We start from the raw sequence: 19686 nt of genomic DNA, 5'->3' as shown, positions 1-19686 counted from the left end.
GTAGTATGTCTGAGAATAAAGAACAACCAAGAAAAAGAGGTAAAAAAGAGAAAAAGAGAAGAAGTAAAGTTGCTCTGGGGGTTATAGTTGCCGGTGTTGTAGTGATGGTAGGTGCTTACACTGTGAAAGCCAACACATATAGAACAAGATTTTTCCCGCATACCGTCATAAACGGAATAGATGCATCTGAGAAAACTGTAGATGAAGTGCGTCAGGTGATGTCAAAACAGATTGACGATTTTGAGAGTACGATAAAGTCAAGAGGAAACAATGATGAGATAATAAAGGGAAGCGATGTCGGACTTGCATTTGTCAAGGATAATTCATTGGAGGATTTGTTAAACGAACAAAACAGCATGGCATGGATTGCCGAGATGAACGGCAAAAAGGATTTGAAGATACAGTCTTCGTTTACCGTAGATCCTGACAAATTTGAAAATACAGTATCAAAACTTAAGGCACTTGACGAGTCCAAGTTTGAAAAGCCTGTAGATGCAAAGATTTCCGACTTTGTACAGGGATCGGGATACTCTATAATACCTGAGACCGAGGGCAATACAATTGATATTGCAAAGGCCAAGGAGTATATAAAGAGTCAGCTTATTACACTAAACAACGAGATAAATCTTGATTATGAGGATAATGATTTGTATGAGAAGCCTGCAAAGATGTCTGATGACCCTACTTTAAATGCGGCACTCAAGAATTTGAACAAATATATTTCAGCCAGAATATCGTATGATAAGCTTAATGTATTAAACGGTGATACTATACATAATTGGCTGACTGCGAACAGTGACGGATCTGTAAGTATATCAGATGACGGAATAGCTTCATTTGTAAAGAAGGTATCAAGCGCCTACAATACGGTGGGTAAGCCAAAGACACTAAAGACATCATACGGTCCGACAGTTACAATAACAGGCGGCTCATACGGATGGAAGGTAGACACGGAAAAAGAGAAGGCTGCTATAAGATCACTTATAGAGGCCGGTGAGACTGCAAAGAGAGAACCGGAGTATTCAAGAAAAGCGGCTTCACACGGTGAAAACGACTATGGTAATTCATATGTGGAGGTAAATCTTACCGCACAGCATATGATACTTATAAAGAACGGTTCAAAGGTACTTGAAAGTGACTTTGTATCGGGAAATGTTTCAAAGAACTGGACCACACCTCCGGGAGCATTTCCGCTTACATACAGAACAAGGAATGCAACATTAAAGGGTGAGGGTTATTCAACCCCTGTAAATTACTGGATGCCTTTTAACGGCGGTATAGGTTTCCACGATGCGCCTTGGAGAAGTGCATTCGGCGGACAGATATATAAGACTTCGGGTTCACACGGTTGTGTCAACTTGCCGCCTGCCGTTGCAAAGCAGCTATATGAATATGTGGATGCGGGATTCCCGGTACTTTGCTACAACTTAACTGAAGCGGCACCGGCACCGGCACCTGCAGAGACTTCTGCTGCAAGTACAGGTGAGACTACGGCAAGCAATCCTACTGAAGAAACGGTGGAACCTATAAGTGAGAATGTAAGTCCACAGGGTGGAAAGACAGCGGTTGAGATAGAACAGTAGTATGAGAGTTATTTCAGGAACTGCAAGGAGTTTGATATTAAAGACTCCGAAAGGTAATCTGACAAGGCCGACTACGGATAAGATAAAAGAGACTCTTTTTAATATGATTGCAAATGACTTATATGATGCCACTTTCCTTGATATGTTTGCTGGAAGTGGCGGTATAGGCATTGAAGCTTTAAGCAGAGGAGCAAAGAAGGCTTACTTTTGTGATATTGACAGAGAGGCTGTTGAATGTATTAAGTACAATCTGGCACATACAAAGCTTTTAGACAGAGCGGTTGTAATGAAAGGAAGCTTTGAAAGTAATCTTGATAAGATAAAAGGTCTTTCAGAAAGATTTGATATTATTTTTTTGGATCCCCCATATAAAAAGGGATTTGAAGATAAATGTCTGGATATTTTATTAAATTCCACATTGATTGATGAGCATACATTGATTATAATTGAAGAAGATTTTAAGACTGATACGGCCCATTTGGAAAAGGATTGGGATATAGTTAAAGTCAAAGAGTATAAGTCTAATAAACATATTTTTATACATAAGCGAGGGTGACTATGGCTAAAGCTATTTATCCGGGAAGTTTTGATCCTATTACCAATGGACATATTGACATAATTGAGAGAGCTGCTAAGATGTTTGACAAGGTTATTGTCGGAGTACTTATCAACTCGGCTAAAGATCCTCTTTTCACACCGTCCGAGAGGGTGGATATGATAAAGGGTGTGGTAGGACATCTACCGAATATAGAAGTTTTGGAATTTGACGGTTTATTGGTGGATTTTGCTCGCGAGCAGAACTGTAATATTTTGGTCAGGGGACTTAGAGTGATAACCGATTTTGAATATGAATTGCAATTGGCTCAGACTAATAAAATAATTGCGCCGAACTTAGAGACTGTTTTCTTGAGCACAAACTTGAAGTATTCATATTTAAGTTCAAGCATCGTTAAGGAGATAGCGGTTTACGATGGAGATATCAGTCATTTCGTAAGAGAAGATATAAGAAAAAGGATTATGGAAAGGCTGAGGGAAAAAGGTCTGAGGAGAAGTAATGAGTAGAATCGAACAGGTAATAACAGAGATAGAGGAGTTTGTAAACAGATGTAAAACTGTTGCACTGTCAAACTCGATAATAAAGGTAAACAAGGAAGAGTTCGTTGCACTGTTGAATGAACTGAGACAGGAAATACCTGAGGAAGTTACACAGTCACAGAAAGTTATCAGCAACAAGGAAAGTATATTGCTGGATGCAAAGGATAAGGCTGAAAAGGAAATACTTGATGCAAATTTGAAAAGCAACTCCATAAAGGATGACGCAAAGAGAAAGGCCGATGCTATAATTCTTAGCGCAAGGAAGGAGTCCGAGGCTATTATGCTTGAGGCCAATAAGCTTAAGTCTCAGCTTGTAAATGAGAATCAGATTATGCAGGCGGCGTATGCGGAGTCCGACAGGATAATAGCATATGCGAGGATGGATGCCGATAAGATAATTTATGAGGCCAATGCGGAAGCAGATGAACTTAGAAAATCATCTGTAAGATATTCGGATGAACTTTTGCAGAGTATTCAGGAGATTATCTCGGGAGCATTGGTGGACGGCCAAAACAAATTCAGTCAGTATTTGAACTCACTGCAGTATTATACGGAGGAGATCGGAAAGAATAGACAGGAGCTTGCAACCAGTATTGTTCCTGCAGATCCGAATTCACAGGAACAATGATTGGGCTGTTTGTCAGCCCATTTTTTGCGTAATTAAGATAGAGGTATATATGATACAGGAAAAAGATTTTCCGAAAGCCTATAAAGATGCGATGAAAGATCTTTTGGGAGCTGAATATGATGCTTATATAGACTCACTGTATGAAAAACCGTATGTAGGTATCAGAACCAATCTTTTAAAGCTTACCCCTGACAGATTAAAGGAGCTTCTTGACAGAGATTTTAAGAGTGTACCATGGGTAAAAGAAGGATTTTATTTTGAAGAAGAAAAAGGAGTGCTTAGTACTCCTTCAATAAAATACGATGAAAAGATAAAGAGCATATCAAAAAATCCGTATTACTTTGCAGGCCTTTATTATATACAGGAACCTTCAGCCATGACGCCTGCAAGTGTGGCAGGTATTAAGCCGGGTGATAAGGTGCTTGATCTTTGTGCGGCACCGGGAGGAAAGTCAACACAGGCGGCTTCATATTTGCAGGGTGAGGGATTACTTGTAACCAATGATTTTTCAGCTTCCAGAGTAAAGGCTTTACAAAAGAATATAGAAGTGAGCGGTATTGACAATGTACTTATCACCAATGAGGACCCTAAGAATCTTTCAAAGGTATATATTGAGTATTTTGATAAGATAATTGTGGATGCTCCTTGTTCGGGAGAGGGAATGTTTAGAAGAGACAGTGCGGTGTTTAAGGCATATCTTGGAAGAGGACCCGAGTTTTTTACAGGAATTCAGGTTAGTATATTGAATGAGGCCGCCAAGATGTTAAAGCCGGGAGGCACCTTGGTATACTCTACCTGTACATATTCAAGTGTAGAGGATGAGGGAAGTCTTATAAATTTCCTTGAAAATCACAGTGATTTTACTATAGACAAGATTACACCTGAGTTCGGGTTTGAAGAGTCTAAGCAGCTGCCGGGGACTGTAAGGCTTTTTCCGCATAAGCTTAAAGGAGAGGGACATTTTGTAGCAAGGCTTAAAAAGAGCGGCAGTGAAAAGGAGATTGTAAGTAAAGACAATAAGAAGGAAAAGAATAAAAGAAAGAAGCCGGCGAAGTTACCTGAGGAGCTTTTACAATTTTTAAAGAAAATAAAGCGCGATTGGGACTATGAGAGGGTTTTTATCAACAAGGACTACGCCTACTATCTGCCGAAAGATGCACTGATTGACAAGAGCCTTCACTATATCAGAACAGGTCTGCTTTTGGGTGAGATAAAGAAAAACAGATTTGAACCTTTTCAGGCTTTAGCTATGAATATAAAGTTTGATGAGTGGGAAAATCCGCTAAGTCTGCCTGCAGATGATGAAAGAGTAATAAAATATTTAAAGGGTGAGACTATAGAGGCTGATGACGAGTACAACGGAATCAGGCTTGTATGCGTGGACGGATTTTCACTGGGGTTTGTAAAGCAGAACAAAAGAAGCTGTAAAAATAAGTATTATCAGGGCTGGAGATGGATGTAATGGTTGTCAGAGTGGATAAGATTATGTCAGAGCTTGGCTTCGGCAGCCGCAGTGAAATCAAAAAATATGCTAAAGCAGGCAAGATAAGAATAAATGACAAAGTTATAAAAAAGGCTGATGAAAAGATAGACAGTGAAAGAGATAAGCTGTATTTTGAAGGCAGGCAGGTGGTTGTGGAAGAGTTTGAGACCTATGTACTGTATAAGCCTGCAGGATATGTCTGTGCGACTAAGGACAATGTACACAAAACTGTTATGGAGCTTATCGATTCAGACAGGAAAAACATTGTGCCTGTGGGCAGACTTGACCTTGATACGGAAGGACTTTTGATTTTGACAAATGACGGGGCGCTAAATCACAGGCTGGTATCGCCTGCATCTCATGTGGATAAGATATATTATGCAAAATTTGACGGTACTTTAGCAGATGACGCCATAGAGTGTACGGCTAAAGGACTTGATATAGGTGAGGGCGAGGTTTCAAAGCCTGCAAAGCTTGAAATTCTATCAAGTGATGAGGTAAAACTTACCATACATGAGGGCAAGTATCATCAGGTAAAGAGAATGATAAAAGCTCTTGGAGGTGAAGTGACATATCTTAAAAGAATTGCCTTCGGAGGGCTGAACCTTGACGATTTGAACCTCAAAAAGGGTGAGAGCAGGAAAATAACTGAGGAAGAGGTGGAGAAGTTGGTATGATAAGGCGTAGAGGTACAATTGATAATACAAACGACATTTTAGATGCTTGGATTATGGTGGAACATTTATCAGAGGGTGAAATCAACATAAATGATAGAAAAGTTTTATTACTGAATGATTTGACTGATAAAAAATATAAAAAATATTTTCAAACCCTGATGGAAAGTTCAGTAGAGTATAGATATAAAAATTCCGGTCTTGTACTGTATTTGGATATCTTTGAATTTGGTGAGGTGGTAGAATTTCTCAGAGAGAAATACGGAGTGGCAAAAACACAGAGTGATATAAATTATGGTAAAAAATTCAGTATCGCGTTGTATTTTGATAAAAATATAAATTTTATAAGTGATAATATCTTTTTTACCTGTAGCGGATATATGAGATATCTGCAGGATGTACCGAGTAAGTCTGATTTTCAGGAATTTGAAGAGAAATTCAAGGAAAAGACAATCAAAAGATTTGAAGACAGTGAGGATGATCCGGAGAAATTTGATAATGCCTTAAATGCTTTGTTAAATGAGTACAACATTGATATAGAGAATTGTCGTGTAAAGACACTGAGTAATATTGAAACGGAAGCAACAAATTTGCACTCTTTCTTTATTGAAGACCTCAATAAGGCAAAGGAAATTGATAATACAAATCTTAAAAGATATTTGACAGGCGGTAATATAAAAGACAGGATAAATTTGGACAGTAAAAATGACTCTCCAAACTATAATCAATCTGTGTTTGAAAAGATATTGGAGCCGCAAAATTATCCGCTTGGAAGATTCCCAAGTAAAACAGAGTTTGCACTTTCATTTATGCAACAGGTAGCTGTAAACTTGACAATAGGATATGACAACAGCAATATGAGAAGTGTAAACGGTCCTCCGGGAACAGGAAAGACTACACTTTTAAAAGATATATTTGCGGAATTGGTTGTTAAACAGGCACATGATATATGCTTACTAACATCAAAGTATATAAAGGGAAGTAAAGACACTATATATTATGGCGAAAATGCTTCAATAGGAGTACTGACAGATAAAATCGCAGAAAATAATATTGTGGTTGCAAGTTCCAATAACGGTGCCGTTCAAAATATTGTAAATGAACTTCCGCTAAAGGAGGGAATTGATGATGATATATTGTCTGAACTTGAAAAGGCGGATTATTTCAAAGATATAGCCAATGCAGATATGAAAGAAGAAAGGTTTTGGGGTACTTTCTCTCTTGAAGGCGGTAAGGCTGAAAATATGACAAATATATTGAATAAAATAGAATGCATTTTCAACTATCTGAATGAAGAATATAAGTCCGACAGTGAGATTTATAATAAATTTAAAAAGCAATATGAGTATGTGTCCGATTTGCGAAGTGATGCCCTGAATTTACAAAAGAAGTATGCAGACTATAAGAACGCAAAGCAAAATATTGATAATAATACATCTGAAAAAGAAAAAGCCGAAAGAGCAAAAATAGAAGCTGAAAAGCTTGAGTATGAAAAAGCTGTTGAAAAAAACAGAGCGGATATTGATGAAGTTACAGGTAAACTTGGCAGTATAAGGGCTCAGAGGGTGGATTTGGCAAACAGTATTTCAAATCAAAAGATGTTGGTTGAACTGAAAAGAAGTCAAAAGGGAGGATTTTTGGACAGGCTGTTTAACAGCAATAAAAATAAGGCTGTTGAAGATGAAGTAAATGAGCTATTAAACAGATTACAAAAGCTTGTAGATGAAGATGAGATACTCAGAAAAACTGAAATTGAACTTCAAAACAGAGCTAACAGTCTTAAGAGAGATATTGACGCCTATAAGCATAGATTGGATGAAGATATTGTAAAGTATGAATCTTTAAAGCAACAAAGGGAAAAACAAAAAGCAAAGTATAACGGTATAATAGAAGCTTTTGAATCGGATAAAGGAGTTTTTGACAGAGTACTTGATTTTGAGAAAGATTATGACAGCTTACAGATGTCAAATCCATGGTTTGATAAAAACTATAGGATTGAACAGTCAAAGCTTTTTGTGTTGGCATTGCAAGTAAGAAAAGAGTTTTTGTATGAAAACAGAAAAAATCTCAATGCCGCTATAAATATATGGAAACATCAGAAAAACTCTGTAGAAAAAAATAAGAAACTGATAAATATTGCATGGAATTGGATAAATCTGTGTATTCCGGTTATAAGTTCAACCTTTGCCAGTTTCTCAAGAATGTTAAAAAACATTGATGAAAATGTACTGGGACATACTTTTGTAGATGAGGCTGGACAGGCTCTCCCACAGGCAGCAGTGGGTGCAATATTTAGAAGCAAGAATATTATGGTAGTGGGAGATCCTTTCCAAATAAAGCCTGTACTTACCTTGGACGGAGGTCTGCTTGCATTGCTTTCAAAAAGCTATAATGTAAGTGAGAAATACTTGTCAGAATCGGCTTCAGTACAGACTTTGGTGGATGCCGCAAGTCAATACGGTTTTTATACAAAAGGGGAAGAGGAAGAGGATTCATGGATAGGTATTCCACTTTGGGTACACAGGCGCTGTAAATATCCTATGTTTACCATTTCAAATGCAATCTCATATAATAATCTTATGGTTCAGGGCAAGGAAGGTTATGGCAAAACAGGGTGGTATGATATAGCCGGCAAGGCCGTAAACAAGTATGTCGAGGAGCAGGGGGATTTCCTTTTAAAAAAGATAAAATCAATGATTGAAAAAGACCCTAAAATAATCGATAAAAATGAAAGTGATACTGTTTATATAATTTCACCTTTTAAAAATGTTGCTTATAAGCTTGGAATAAAACTTAATGAAATAGGTTTTACAAGAAAAGAAAAAGGTAAGGTAACAAATATAGGAACTATACATACATTCCAGGGTAAGGAAGCGCCTATTGTTTTTATGGTACTTGGTGCAGATACAAACAGTAAAGGAGCGGCAACTTGGGCTGTAAATGAGGCAAATATGATGAATGTTGCCGCTACAAGAGCTAAAAAAGAATTTTATATAATTGGTGACAGAAAGTTATATAAAAGCTTGGGAAGTGATGTTATAACCAAGGTAAATAATGTTATTACAGAGTACGGTAATGAACATCCCGAGTTGGTAGATGAAATAACGGATTAGGTAAATTATGATAAAGAACATTAAAGCGTGCATATTCGATCTGGACGGTACTTTGGTGGACTCTATGTGGATGTGGCCCGACATAGACAGGGAGTATCTTGGCAGATTCGGGATTGAATATGATGACAATTTAAAAAATGAGATAGACGGTATCAGCTTTCATGAGACAGCCGTATACTTCAAAAATAAGTTCGGTATATCGGACAGTGTCGAAAAGATATGTAAGGACTGGGAGGATATGGCATATGATAAGTATAAGTATGAGGTTAAGGAAAAGCCCGGTTGCAAAAAGTTTTTGGAGCATTTAAGGTCAAAAGGCATCAGGATGGGGATTGCGACAAGCAATAACAGGTCAATGGTGGATGCGGTCTTGGAATCCTTAAATATGAAAGATTTCTTTGAGGTAATCACCACATCTGATGAAGTAAAAAGAGGTAAGCCTGCACCTGATGTGTACCTTACCACTGCAAAGCTTCTTAATGTGGAGCCGAAAAACTGCCTTGTATTTGAAGATGTTGTGGCAGGTATAATATCAGGTAAGTCGGCAGGTATGAAAGTTTGTGCAATTGAAGATGATTTTACCAAGGAAGTCAGACAAAAGAAAAAGGAGTTGTCAGACTACTATATAGTAGACTACAGTGAGTTGATATGATAAAGAAAAAAGGTGAGTACGGATATAGAAAGTACTTCAAGATAAAAAACGGGATAATGATAGGATTCTTTATTATCGTTATTTTGGTACTTTTTATAGCTTCAAAGCATACTAAAGAAAATATGTCGAGGATTCTTTTGGTGTCATCCATACTTATGGTACTGCCTATGGCAAATCTTTTATCGCCTTTTTTGGTAGTGTTTAAGTACAGGTCATGTGAATACGACCTTGTAAAACCGTATTTGGAGGATAAGCATTTTTTATTTGACATTATCCTCACTATGAAGGAACAGGTTATGCCTCTTGATATCATATATATTGACGGAGAGAAGATATTTTCTGTTCTTTCAAATAAGGCGGACAAAAGAAAAACCGAAGACTTTATAAAAGAGAGAATGAAACTTGGGGGAATAAGTGTGAATGTAAAGGTCTGTGAAAGTATAAATGAATTAAAAAAGTTTATAAAAGCCTCACAGAATGAAGAGAACAATAAATTAAATGAGATTAGGGCAATCTTAAAAAGCCTGTCGGTATAATGGTTGAGATAATTGTAGGAAAGAATGAAAGCGGTCAGAGGCTTGACAGAGTGTTGGAAAAGATATTTGTAAATGCAAATGCAAGCTTTATCTTTAAGATGCTCAGAAAGAAAAATATTACACTGGATGATAAGAAAGCTGACGGTAAGGAGAGGCTTGTACCCGGTTCAAGTATCAAACTTTGGTTTTCAGATGAAAGCTTTGAAAAACTTACCGGAAAGAAAAATATTTCACAGACGGTTAAGGCTGAAAATACAGATAATAAGGCGGCTACATTCAAGTCATATATAGTATATGAAGATGAAAACACTGTAATTATAAATAAGCCGGCAGGTTTGTTGTCACAAAAGGCACAGGCAAATGATGTATCTGTAAATGATTTGCTTTTGGAATATCTTAACTTTGATGAGACAGCTTTGAATACCTTTAAGCCGTCTATTTGCAACAGACTTGACAGGAACACCTCAGGACTTTTGGTATGCGGCAAGACATTGGAAGGACTTAGAGTAAATAATGAACTGATAAAGACAAAGTCGGTAAAAAAGTTTTATTTGGCTTTAGTAAAGGGGAAAGTAAGTAAAAAAAGTGCAATATCCGGATGGCTTTATAAGGATGAAAAGACCAATAAGGTAATTATAAAAAATGTCGAGTTTGAAAAAGCGGATTATATACAGACAGAGTATGAGCCTATAGAATATTTTGATGATGCCACTTTACTGTCAGTAAAGCTGATTACAGGAAAGACACATCAGATAAGGGCGCATCTGGCAAGTATATCACATCCTATAATAGGTGATTTCAAGTACGGCAACAGGTCGGTAAATGAAGCCTATAAGAAAAAATACGGAATAAAATGGCAAATGCTGCATTCATATAAACTCATATACGAAAATGTGGATATATCGGATACAAAGACTTTCAAAGCTCTAAAGGGAAAGTGTTTTGTGGCCGAGTATAACAGTGATTTCAGAAAGGTGATAGGAGATGGGAACTTGGAAGACAAGAGGTCTTAGAGGCTCCGCGCTTGAAGAGTATATAAACTACTCCAATGAAAAGTACAGAGAAGCTGGGCTTGCACTGATTCAAAAGATACCTACTCCCATCACACCGATTGATATTGACAAGAGTACAAGGCATATCACATTGGCATACTTTGATAAGAAGTCAACTGTGGACTATATCGGAGCGGTGCAGGGGTTGCCTGTATGCTTTGATGCCAAGGAATGTGCTGCTGAAAGCTTTTCTTTGGCAAATGTACATGAACATCAGTTTAAATTTATGTGTGAGTTTGAAAAGCAGGGCGGTATAGCCTTTTTAATTATATTTTTCAAGTCACTTGATAAGATTATGTATGTGCCTCTAAGTGATTTGAGAGTATTTATGGACAGGATGTATGCAGGCGGAAAAAAGAGTTTTAAATTTGAAGAGTTGAACTTAGAATATGAGATACCCAAAAAAGGCGATATTATCGTGCATTATCTTGAAAGTCTGAGTTTATATCTTTTGGACAGGTAAAGGAGAGATTTATGAAACATATTGATGCCAGAATTTACAGCGGAAAAACAAATTTTGAGTGGAAAGACTTAAAGCTCAATCATAAAGGTTTGCTCCCTGTTATTGTTCAGGACTTTGTAGACAACTCCGTTTTATTATATACACATATGAATGAAGATGCATGGAATAAGACGCTATCTACAGGTCTGTTTACTTATTTTTCAGATATACACAACAGGTCAATAGTAAAGGGTAAAAAGTACGGCAACTATCAATATGTCAGAGAACTGTTTTTGAACGGGGAAAAGGATGCGCTTTTGGTAAAGGTCTACTCTGTGGCACCTATATGCGGTGACGGTAAAAAGAGTTGTTTTTTCAATGATATAGAGGAAATATAGTTATGAATACTATGCTGCTTATGATGTCGGTCATTATACTGCTTTGTATAATGTTAAATATCATTTCCAGCAAAATAGGTGTACCTGTTCTGCTTGCATTTATTTTGCTTGGAATGGTTTTCGGATCCGACGGTATTTTTAAAATTAAATTTGACGACTTTAAGCAGGCGGAGACAATATGTTCGTTTGCACTGATTTTTATAATGTTTTACGGCGGCTTCGGAACCAATATAAACGAGGCAAAGCCCATTGCACTGAAGGCGGGACTGCTTTCAAGTGTCGGAGTGCTTTTGACCTCGGTCTTTGTGGCATTATTCGGACATTATATTCTAAGGTTTTCTTGGATAAACAGTATGCTTATAGGAGCCGTTATCTCCTCCACAGATGCTGCAAGTGTGTTTTCAATACTCCGTGACAGACATTTGAATCTGAAGGATAACACAGCATCCATATTGGAAGTGGAGAGCGGAAGTAACGACCCCTTTGCATATATGATTACAATGATAGTGATAAAGATAATTGCAGGAGGTATTACGCCTTTTGATATCTTTAGTATGTTGTTTTTACAATTATTTCTAGGGGTCTTGTGCGGAGTTTTAATTGCGCTTATATTCAGATATTTTATAAACAAATTTATCATTCATACTCCCGGCTTTAATATGGTACTGATAATTGCGGTGGCATTGCTTTCTTATGCACTGCCTAATGTACTTGGAGGCAACGGGTATTTGAGTGTATATATCACGGGTATTATACTTGGAAATTCGGATATCAGAGGCAAGAAAGAACTTGTACCTTTCTTTGACGGTATTACAGGTATAATGCAGATTTTGATTTTCTTTTTACTTGGACTTTTGTCATATCCTACACAGCTTTTGAGAGTTGCGGGCACAGGACTTATACTTGCACTTTTTATTACATTTATTGTAAGACCGCTTGTAATTGCTTTGATTTTAAAGCCGTTTAAGTCTAAATGGAATCAGGTGTTTTTGGTTTCATGGTCAGGCTTTAGAGGGGCTTCGTCCATAGTTTTTGCAATTGCCGCACTTTTAAGTACAAATGCAAACTATGATGTTTTCAATAATGTATTCTTTATAGTATTGTTCTCAATATCACTACAGGGAAGCCTTCTGCCCTTTATGTCAAAGAAGCTTGATATGATTGATGAGACCTGTGATGTTATGAAAACCTTTTCAGACTATGCGGGAGAAGAGATACCTATTGAATTTATACAGTTGACTTTAAACGGTGAGCAGGGATGGTGTAACAAGAGCATAAGTGAGATAAACTTTCCTCCGGATACATTGCTGGTTTTGGTAAAGCGGGACGGAGAGGATATAGTACCGAACGGTCAGACTGTTTTAAAATATGGAGACACCGTTGTGCTTGCGGCAAAATCCATAGATTTTGAGGAGAACTACAGTATTGTGGAGCAGGTGGTCACAAAGAAAATACTTACAAAGGGCAATACTTTGGCGAAACTTTCAGATGAGCTTGAGGGACTTGTAATGCTTATAATAAGAGGAGATGAGTTTATCATTCCAAACGGAGAAACTGTTCTTTGTGAGAAGGATGTTTTGGTATTAAATAAAGGACCTATATAAAAAATCGCAACGAAAACCGTTGCGATATTTTTATGCCACCTTTGAAATAAGCCCGAAGGATATAATCATCATTATAATACTTGCCATCAGCATGCCAAGCAGTATACCGAGGAAAGCTTTTTTTCTGTCCATCTCAAGGAATGCCGCAATGATGGCACCTGTCCATGCACCTGTGCCGGGAAGCGGTATACCTACAAAGATTACAAGTCCCCAGAAACCGTATTTTTCTATAGAGTCCTTGTTTTTCATTATCTTTTTATGCAGGAATGAATGAATCTTATTAAAAAGTTTGAATCTTGATTTTTCCATTGCCCTTAAAATTTTATTGATTAAAAGGAGTATAAAAGGAACAGGAATAACATTGCCCACTATTGCGATAATATAGCTCTCAAGCGGCGGAAGCTTAAGCAGTGACGCGGCTATAAGTCCTCCTCTAAGCTCCAATATAGGCAACATGGATATAATGAATACTATCAACTGCTTGCCGAAGCTGAGTGATAAAAGTCCACCCATCATCCCGATAAGTGATTTCGCTAATTTTTCTGCCATAAAATACCTCTCATTTTTACGATAATGTAGATTGTAACAGATTGAGTAATTACAATCAAGGTGCTAAAATATTAAAACGGAGGTGGAATGATGGATATATTAAAGGGAGCATTGTGTTTGGAAGGCGGCTCTTTAAGAGGGCTTTTTACTGCCGGAGTGTTGGACGCATTTTTGGACAATGATTTGTATATTGAATATGTGAACGGAGTTTCAGCAGGCTCTATGAACGGAATGAACTATGTTTCAAAACAGAGAGGCAGGTCAAAGAGGATAAACCTTAAGTATCTGCATGATAAGAGGTATATAAGTTTCAAAAATATGTTTACATCAAGACAGATATTCAATTTTGATTTTTTATTTGGTGATATTTCAAATAAATATGATCCTTTTGATTGGGAAGCATTTAATGACAAATCACAAAAGTATGAGGCGGTTGCAACAGATGTAATAACCGGTGAGAGTACATATTTTGACAGAGATGAATGCAGTGATATTGTGGCAGGCGTAGAAGCGTCGGCATCCATACCTGTGATGTCAAAAATGATTGATGTTGAGGGAAGAAAGTATCTGGACGGCGGAGTGTCAACATCCATTGCATACAAAAGAGCCTTTGACCTCGGATATTCAAAGGCCGTGGTTGTACTTACAAGAGAAGAGGGATACAGAAAAAAGCCTGTAAACAAGGTGAATGAGAGTATATATAAGAGATATTTTAAGCCGCTTCCAAGACTTGTAGATAAGCTTATGACTGTGCCTGAAAGGTATAATGCAATGCAGGAAGAGATGGAAGCTCTTGCAAATGAGGGCAGGCTTCTTATAATAAGACCGCAAAAGAAGGTTATTGTACAAAGACTTGAAAAGAGCGTTGCCAAGCTTGAAAGTCTTTATAATGAGGGATATGAAGAGGGCTTAAAGAATATTGAGAATATAAAGAAGTTTTCAAGTCAAAATCCATGAGTTCAGCTTTGAGATTAAGTTATATTATTGTCACTTTATCACTTTAAACTTTTAAGGTTTAAAGCCTTAAGGTATTGACGCAAAAATTTAGTTATAGTATAATCCATTGCAGAGTTTTATTGTAAATGGAAGGAACAGTATATGAAAAAGAATATATTTAAAATAGCTGTGGCTATGTTGCTTGGCGCAAGCCTTATGGCATGCGGCTCGAAGGCTGATACTTCAGACAGTACTGCAAGCGCCGATGCAAAAACCGATGTTTCATCACAGGCTGATGCGAATGCGAAAAAGATAGGTATTTTGCAGTATGTACAGCATCCTGCACTTGATAAGGCAAATGAAGGATTTGTTGCCGCACTTAAAGAGGCCGGAATGAATGTGGATATCGAGCAGGAGAATGCCGGAGGTGAGCAGTCTGCGGCACAGACTATTGCAAACAAACTTGTAAACGATAAAAAGGATTTGATTCTTGCTATTGCAACACCGGCGGCGCAGGCTGTAGCAGGTGCCACATCAGATATTCCTGTGGTTATAACTGCAGTTACAGACCCTGCGGATTCGGGGCTTGTAGACAGTAACGAGAAACCGGGCGGCAATGTTACCGGAAGTTCGGACCTTACACCGGTAGCGGATCAGATTGAGCTTCTTACAAAGATTTTACCTGAGGCAAAGAATGTAGGTATTCTTTACTGTACTGCGGAAGCCAACTCAAAGCTTCAGGCGGGACTTGCTATGGACGCCCTGAAAGCTAAGGGACTTAACGGTGTGGAGTACACTGTTTCAAGTTCAAATGAGATACAAAGTGTTGTTGAGTCAATGGTAGGCAAGGTGGATGCCATCTATGTACCTACAGACAATGTTATTGCGGCAGGTATGACAACCGTAGCAATGGTTGCAACCACGGAGCATAAGATTCCTATTATCGGAGCTGAGGCTGCGCATGTAGAAAACGGTGCTCTTGCAACATACGGTATAGACTATTTTGAGGTCGGCAAGCTTGCAGGAGAGCAGGCTGTAGAGATTTTAAACGGCAAGTCTCCGGCGGATATTCCGATTGCATATTTACCTAAGGACAAATGTAAGCTTGTTATAAACGATGAGGTTGCAAAGGAACTTGGAATAGATACATCAAATATTTCAATGGAATAAGAAATTTTCAAGACCGGTGTATGCCGGTTTTGTTGTTATTAAATATAATTTGTGGAGGTAGAAATGTTTACAGCACTTTTGGGAGCCGTATCACAGGGTATACTTTGGGGTGTAATGGTTCTTGGAGTATATATTACTTATAAATTATTGGATATTCCGGATTTGACGGCGGACGGAAGTTTCGCTTTCGGAGGTTGTGTGTGTGCGGTTATGATTGTGAATTTCCATATGAATCCTTTGGCGGCGCTTATATTTGCTACAATTGCAGGTATGATAGCCGGATTTATTACAGGAGCATTGCATACAATATTTGAGATTCCTGCGATACTTGCAGGTATTTTGACACAGATTTCTTTGTGGTCCATAAACCTGCGAGTTATGGGAAAGAGTAATGTGCCGCTTTTAAAGACAAAGACAATATTTTCATGGCTTACAGATGCTACGGGAATCAGCAATTCCATAGCAGGTGTTATTTTGGGCGGAGTAATAATAGTACTTACAATACTTATCTTATACTGGTTTTTCGGTACAGAGCTGGGTTCGGCACTCAGAGCTACGGGAAATAATGAGGCGATGATAAGAGCACTAGGTGTAAATACCGCTCATACAAAGCTGCTTGCACTTGTAATCAGTAACGGACTTATAGGGCTTTCAGGCGGACTTATAGTGCAGAGTCAAAAGTATGCGGATATAAATGCAGGTACAGGTGCCATAGTAATAGGACTTGCTGCAATAGTTATAGGTGAGGTAATACTTGGAAAAGTGATTTCGTTTTGGATGAAACTTACATCTGCGGTAGTCGGCTCGATAGTATATTTTGTAATAAGAGGTATTGTATTGCAGCTGGGTATGGACGCAAACGATATGAAGATGCTCTCAGCTATAATAGTGGCATTGGCATTGGCAGTACCGGTAATTAGTGCTAAAATAAGATTAAACAGAGCATATTCACCAAAGGGAGAGTAAGATGTTAGAGATTTTAAATGTAAGCAAGACCTTCAACAAAGGTACAATAAACGAAAAGAAAGCTTTAAACAAACTGTCACTGCATCTTAATCCCGGTGACTTTGTGACAATCATCGGCGGAAACGGTGCAGGTAAATCTACAATGTTGAATATGATTGCAGGCGTGTATCCTATAGACGGAGGCAGGATTATAATAGACGGAGTAGACATATCAAGGATGCCTGAGTACAAGAGAGCAAAGTATATAGGAAGAGTATTTCAGGACCCTATGATGGGAACCAGTGCAGGTATGCAAATAGATGAGAATCTTGCACTTGCTTTCAGAAGAGGTGAGTCGAGAGGACTGGCTTGGGGCATCAAAAAATCCGAGAAGGAAAAGTACAAAGAGATACTTTCAAAACTTGACCTCGGACTTCAGACCAGAATGACTTCAAAGGTGGGACTGCTGTCGGGAGGTCAAAGACAGGCGCTTACACTTTTGATGGCAACACTCAAAAAGCCTAAGCTTTTGCTTCTTGACGAGCATACGGCGGCACTTGACCCGAAGACTGCAAAGAGAGTACTTGACCTTACGGAGCAGGTGGTTGCGGAGCAAAATCTTACCGCAATGATGGTTACTCACAATATGAAGGATGCGCTGAATATCGGAAACAGGCTTATTATGATGCACTCGGGAAGAGTGATTTATGATGTAAGCGGAGAAGAGAAAAAGAAACTTAAAGTCGAGGATCTTTTAAGAAAGTTTGAAGAGGCAAGCGGCGGAGAGTTTGCAAATGACAGAATGATGTTGGCAAACTAGATAAAAACGGAGGGGACTATGGATAAGAAACTTATTATCACCATAAACAGAGAATATGGAAGCGGCGGAAGGATAATAGGACAGAAGCTTTCAGAGAAACTTGGAATACCTTATTATGACGATGAAATAATAAGGCGTGCATCCGAACATTCGGCTGTGGGAGAGCAGTATTTCAGAATGAATGATGAGAGACCGGGTAACCATATTTTGCAAAGAATCATAGGCGGAATAAAGAATGCAAATAATAAGCCGTCAATAGGTGACGATATTGTTTCACCTGACAATCTTTTCAGATTTGAAAGTGAAGTGATAAGAGAGTTGGCTGCAAATGAAGCCTGTATACTTATAGGAAGATGTTCCGACTTTGTACTTGGTTCAGCAGGAGATGAGGATTTTATTTCACTCTTTGTATATGCGGACCTCTCTACAAAAGTGGACAGAGTAATGGATGTAGACGGAGTGGATGCCAAGGAGGCTCTTAGACGAGTACAAAGAAACAACAGGATCAGAAAAGAGTACTATAAGTACTACACAGGTGAAGAGTGGGATGATATGACACATTATGATCTGCCGCTGAACACATCAAAGATTACACTTGATCAAGGCGTGGAATTGATACTTGAGTATTTAAAGATTAGAGGAAAGTTATAAATGAGAGATAATTGTATTGACAGTTTTTTGGCACAGGAGTTCGGTAAGAGCCAAAATTATAATGAGATAAGAAATGTGCTTTTCAGTGAGTTCAATGTAAAAAAGGGACTTAGAAATGAAGACGGCACAGGAGTAAGAGTAGGACTTACAAAGGTATCGGATGTAGTCGGCTATGATATAGTGGACGGTGTGAAGACAAATGTGGACGGTAAGCTCTACTACAGAGGTTACAGCCTTAACGACCTTGTAAACGGAAGTGCCAAATCTGTCAGAGGTTATGAAGAAGTTATGTTCTTACTGCTTTTCGGATTCTTGCCGAATAAGGTGGAGCTTGACAACTTTTCAAAGGTCTTCAGAAGTATGTACGCTTTACCGAACGGCTTCTTTGAGAGTGTGCTTCTTAGAAATCCGGGAAAGAATCTGATGAATGTGCTTCAAAATGCTGTACTTACACTTTACAACTACGATGACGAGCCTGACAATGTGGATGTATTTTCCACTTTGTTAAAAGGACTCAGAATATCGGCATTTTTACCTGTAATAATGTGCTATGCATATCAGGCAAAGAGACATTATTTCAACAATGACAGTCTTATAATACATTATCCTGATGAGAAGCTGTCAATGGCTGAGAATATTTTGCAGATGTTAAGAGTCGACCAGAAATTTTCAAAGAACGAGGCGGCACTGCTTGATACAATACTTGTACTTCATGCTGACCACGGCGGCGGTAACAACTCAACATTTACAAATGTAGTGGTTTCATCCACAGGTACAGATATATACTCTACAATTGCGGCATCTATCGGTTCACTGAAAGGACCTAAGCACGGCGGTGCGAATATATCCGTTGTGCAGATGATGAAGGCTGTAAAGGATGAAATAGGTATAACCACAGATGAAAAGAAGATAAGAACTGTTGTAAACAGATTGCTTGATAAAGATTTCTATGACTGTAGCGGACTTATATACGGATTCGGACATGCGGTTTATACAATTACAGACCCTAGAGCCGAGCTTTTAAGAGAGTACTGTGAGGTTGTGGCAAAGGATAAGGACAGACTTGACGAGTATCACTTCTATGAGGTGTTTGAAAAGACTGTAAAGAAGGTTGTATTTGAAAGAAAGGGCACTACAATTTCTTCAAATGTAGACCTTTATTCAGGATTTGCCTACAATATGCTTGGAATACCTGAAGACTTATATACACCGCTGTTTGTTGTGGCAAGAAATATAGGTTGGGTTGCACATAATGTGGAGAACAAGCTTTATGACGGCAGAATAATGAGACCTGCCACAAAGTATGTGGGTGAGTTACACGAATATACAGCATTTAAAGACAGATAAAAAAGAGG

General features: G+C 38.3%; 20 protein-coding genes. 19 read left to right on the top strand and 1 reads right to left on the bottom strand.

Annotated elements, in window-relative coordinates; translation table 11 throughout:
• Positions 1-5 precede the first annotated feature (5 nt).
• From EHW90_RS07860 to EHW90_RS07800, 13 genes are read left to right on the top strand one after another with little or no spacing between them, the layout of a single operon-like run.
• Positions 6-1583, top strand: coding sequence for a L,D-transpeptidase family protein (locus EHW90_RS07860; protein ID WP_124952275.1), 1578 nt, complete (start codon positions 6-8; stop codon positions 1581-1583).
• 1 nt (position 1584) lies between these two features.
• Positions 1585-2139: a 16S rRNA (guanine(966)-N(2))-methyltransferase RsmD gene (gene rsmD / locus EHW90_RS07855; protein ID WP_124952274.1), complete on the top strand. Its 555-nt coding sequence runs from the start codon at positions 1585-1587 to the stop codon at positions 2137-2139.
• Between the two features lie 2 nt (positions 2140-2141).
• The gene (coaD, locus tag EHW90_RS07850) at positions 2142-2645 is read left to right on the top strand and encodes a pantetheine-phosphate adenylyltransferase (RefSeq protein WP_009446283.1); all 504 of its coding nucleotides are present in this window, start codon (positions 2142-2144) and stop codon (positions 2643-2645) included.
• On the top strand, positions 2638-3306 hold the full coding sequence (locus EHW90_RS07845) for a hypothetical protein (protein ID WP_009446284.1): 669 nt from the start codon (positions 2638-2640) through the stop codon (positions 3304-3306). The genes coaD and EHW90_RS07845 overlap by 8 nt, the downstream gene beginning before the upstream one ends.
• 49 nt (positions 3307-3355) lie before the next feature.
• Positions 3356-4768, top strand: a complete 1413-nt coding sequence (locus tag EHW90_RS07840; RefSeq protein ID WP_124952273.1) for an RsmB/NOP family class I SAM-dependent RNA methyltransferase — start codon at positions 3356-3358, stop codon at positions 4766-4768.
• Positions 4768-5466 (top strand): pseudouridine synthase, encoded by a 699-nt coding sequence (locus tag EHW90_RS07835; RefSeq protein WP_124952272.1) that lies wholly within the window; start codon positions 4768-4770, stop codon positions 5464-5466. Before EHW90_RS07840 ends, EHW90_RS07835 begins: the two co-directional genes overlap by 1 nt.
• Positions 5463-8576: a DEAD/DEAH box helicase gene (locus EHW90_RS07830; protein WP_124952271.1), complete on the top strand. Its 3114-nt coding sequence runs from the start codon at positions 5463-5465 to the stop codon at positions 8574-8576. Before EHW90_RS07835 ends, EHW90_RS07830 begins: the two co-directional genes overlap by 4 nt.
• 7 nt (positions 8577-8583) lie before the next feature.
• Complete coding sequence (locus EHW90_RS07825; RefSeq protein WP_124952270.1) at positions 8584-9228, top strand: HAD family hydrolase; 645 nt, start codon at positions 8584-8586, stop codon at positions 9226-9228.
• A complete protein-coding gene (locus tag EHW90_RS07820) occupies positions 9225-9764 on the top strand; it encodes a hypothetical protein (protein WP_124952269.1) in 540 nt (179 codons plus the stop codon). The genes EHW90_RS07825 and EHW90_RS07820 overlap by 4 nt, the downstream gene beginning before the upstream one ends.
• Positions 9764-10777, top strand: coding sequence for an RluA family pseudouridine synthase (locus tag EHW90_RS07815; RefSeq protein ID WP_124952268.1), 1014 nt, complete (start codon positions 9764-9766; stop codon positions 10775-10777). The genes EHW90_RS07820 and EHW90_RS07815 overlap by 1 nt, the downstream gene beginning before the upstream one ends.
• Positions 10749-11279: a Holliday junction resolvase RecU gene (locus tag EHW90_RS07810; protein WP_009446292.1), complete on the top strand. Its 531-nt coding sequence runs from the start codon at positions 10749-10751 to the stop codon at positions 11277-11279. Before EHW90_RS07815 ends, EHW90_RS07810 begins: the two co-directional genes overlap by 29 nt.
• 11 nt (positions 11280-11290) lie before the next feature.
• Complete coding sequence (locus tag EHW90_RS07805; RefSeq protein ID WP_009446293.1) at positions 11291-11656, top strand: phosphoribosyl-AMP cyclohydrolase; 366 nt, start codon at positions 11291-11293, stop codon at positions 11654-11656.
• 2 nt (positions 11657-11658) lie between these two features.
• A complete protein-coding gene (locus EHW90_RS07800; RefSeq protein WP_124952267.1) occupies positions 11659-13260 on the top strand; it encodes a potassium/proton antiporter in 1602 nt (533 codons plus the stop codon).
• Between the two features lie 30 nt (positions 13261-13290).
• Here the strand turns inward: EHW90_RS07800 and EHW90_RS07795 are convergent, their stop codons facing one another.
• Positions 13291-13809: a COG2426 family protein gene (locus EHW90_RS07795; RefSeq protein WP_124952266.1), complete on the bottom strand. Its 519-nt coding sequence runs from the start codon at positions 13807-13809 to the stop codon at positions 13291-13293.
• 90 nt (positions 13810-13899) lie between these two features.
• Between EHW90_RS07795 and EHW90_RS07790 the strand changes: the two genes are divergently transcribed.
• From EHW90_RS07790 to EHW90_RS07765, 6 genes are all read left to right on the top strand, one after another.
• Complete coding sequence (locus EHW90_RS07790) at positions 13900-14766, top strand: patatin-like phospholipase family protein (protein ID WP_124952660.1); 867 nt, start codon at positions 13900-13902, stop codon at positions 14764-14766.
• Between the two features lie 141 nt (positions 14767-14907).
• Positions 14908-15915 carry an ABC transporter substrate-binding protein gene (locus EHW90_RS07785; RefSeq protein WP_124952265.1) on the top strand — a complete coding sequence of 336 codons (1008 nt, stop codon included), beginning with the start codon at positions 14908-14910 and terminating at the stop codon, positions 15913-15915.
• Positions 15916-15978: 63 nt separating this feature from the next.
• Positions 15979-16881, top strand: coding sequence for an ABC transporter permease (locus tag EHW90_RS07780; RefSeq protein ID WP_124952264.1), 903 nt, complete (start codon positions 15979-15981; stop codon positions 16879-16881).
• Position 16882: 1 nt separating this feature from the next.
• Positions 16883-17680, top strand: a complete 798-nt coding sequence (locus EHW90_RS07775) for an ABC transporter ATP-binding protein (protein WP_060931755.1) — start codon at positions 16883-16885, stop codon at positions 17678-17680.
• 18 nt (positions 17681-17698) lie between these two features.
• Positions 17699-18331, top strand: coding sequence for a cytidylate kinase-like family protein (locus EHW90_RS07770; RefSeq protein ID WP_124952263.1), 633 nt, complete (start codon positions 17699-17701; stop codon positions 18329-18331).
• Positions 18332-19678 (top strand): citrate synthase, encoded by a 1347-nt coding sequence (locus EHW90_RS07765; protein ID WP_060931753.1) that lies wholly within the window; start codon positions 18332-18334, stop codon positions 19676-19678.
• The last annotated feature ends 8 nt before the right edge of the window (positions 19679-19686 follow it).

It is taken from the genome of Lachnoanaerobaculum orale, assembly GCF_003862485.1.
Classification (GTDB): Bacteria; Bacillota; Clostridia; order Lachnospirales; family Lachnospiraceae; genus Lachnoanaerobaculum; species Lachnoanaerobaculum orale.
The sequence above is the reverse complement of the archived record's forward strand: the minus strand, read 5'-3'. Positions and strand labels throughout refer to the sequence as shown.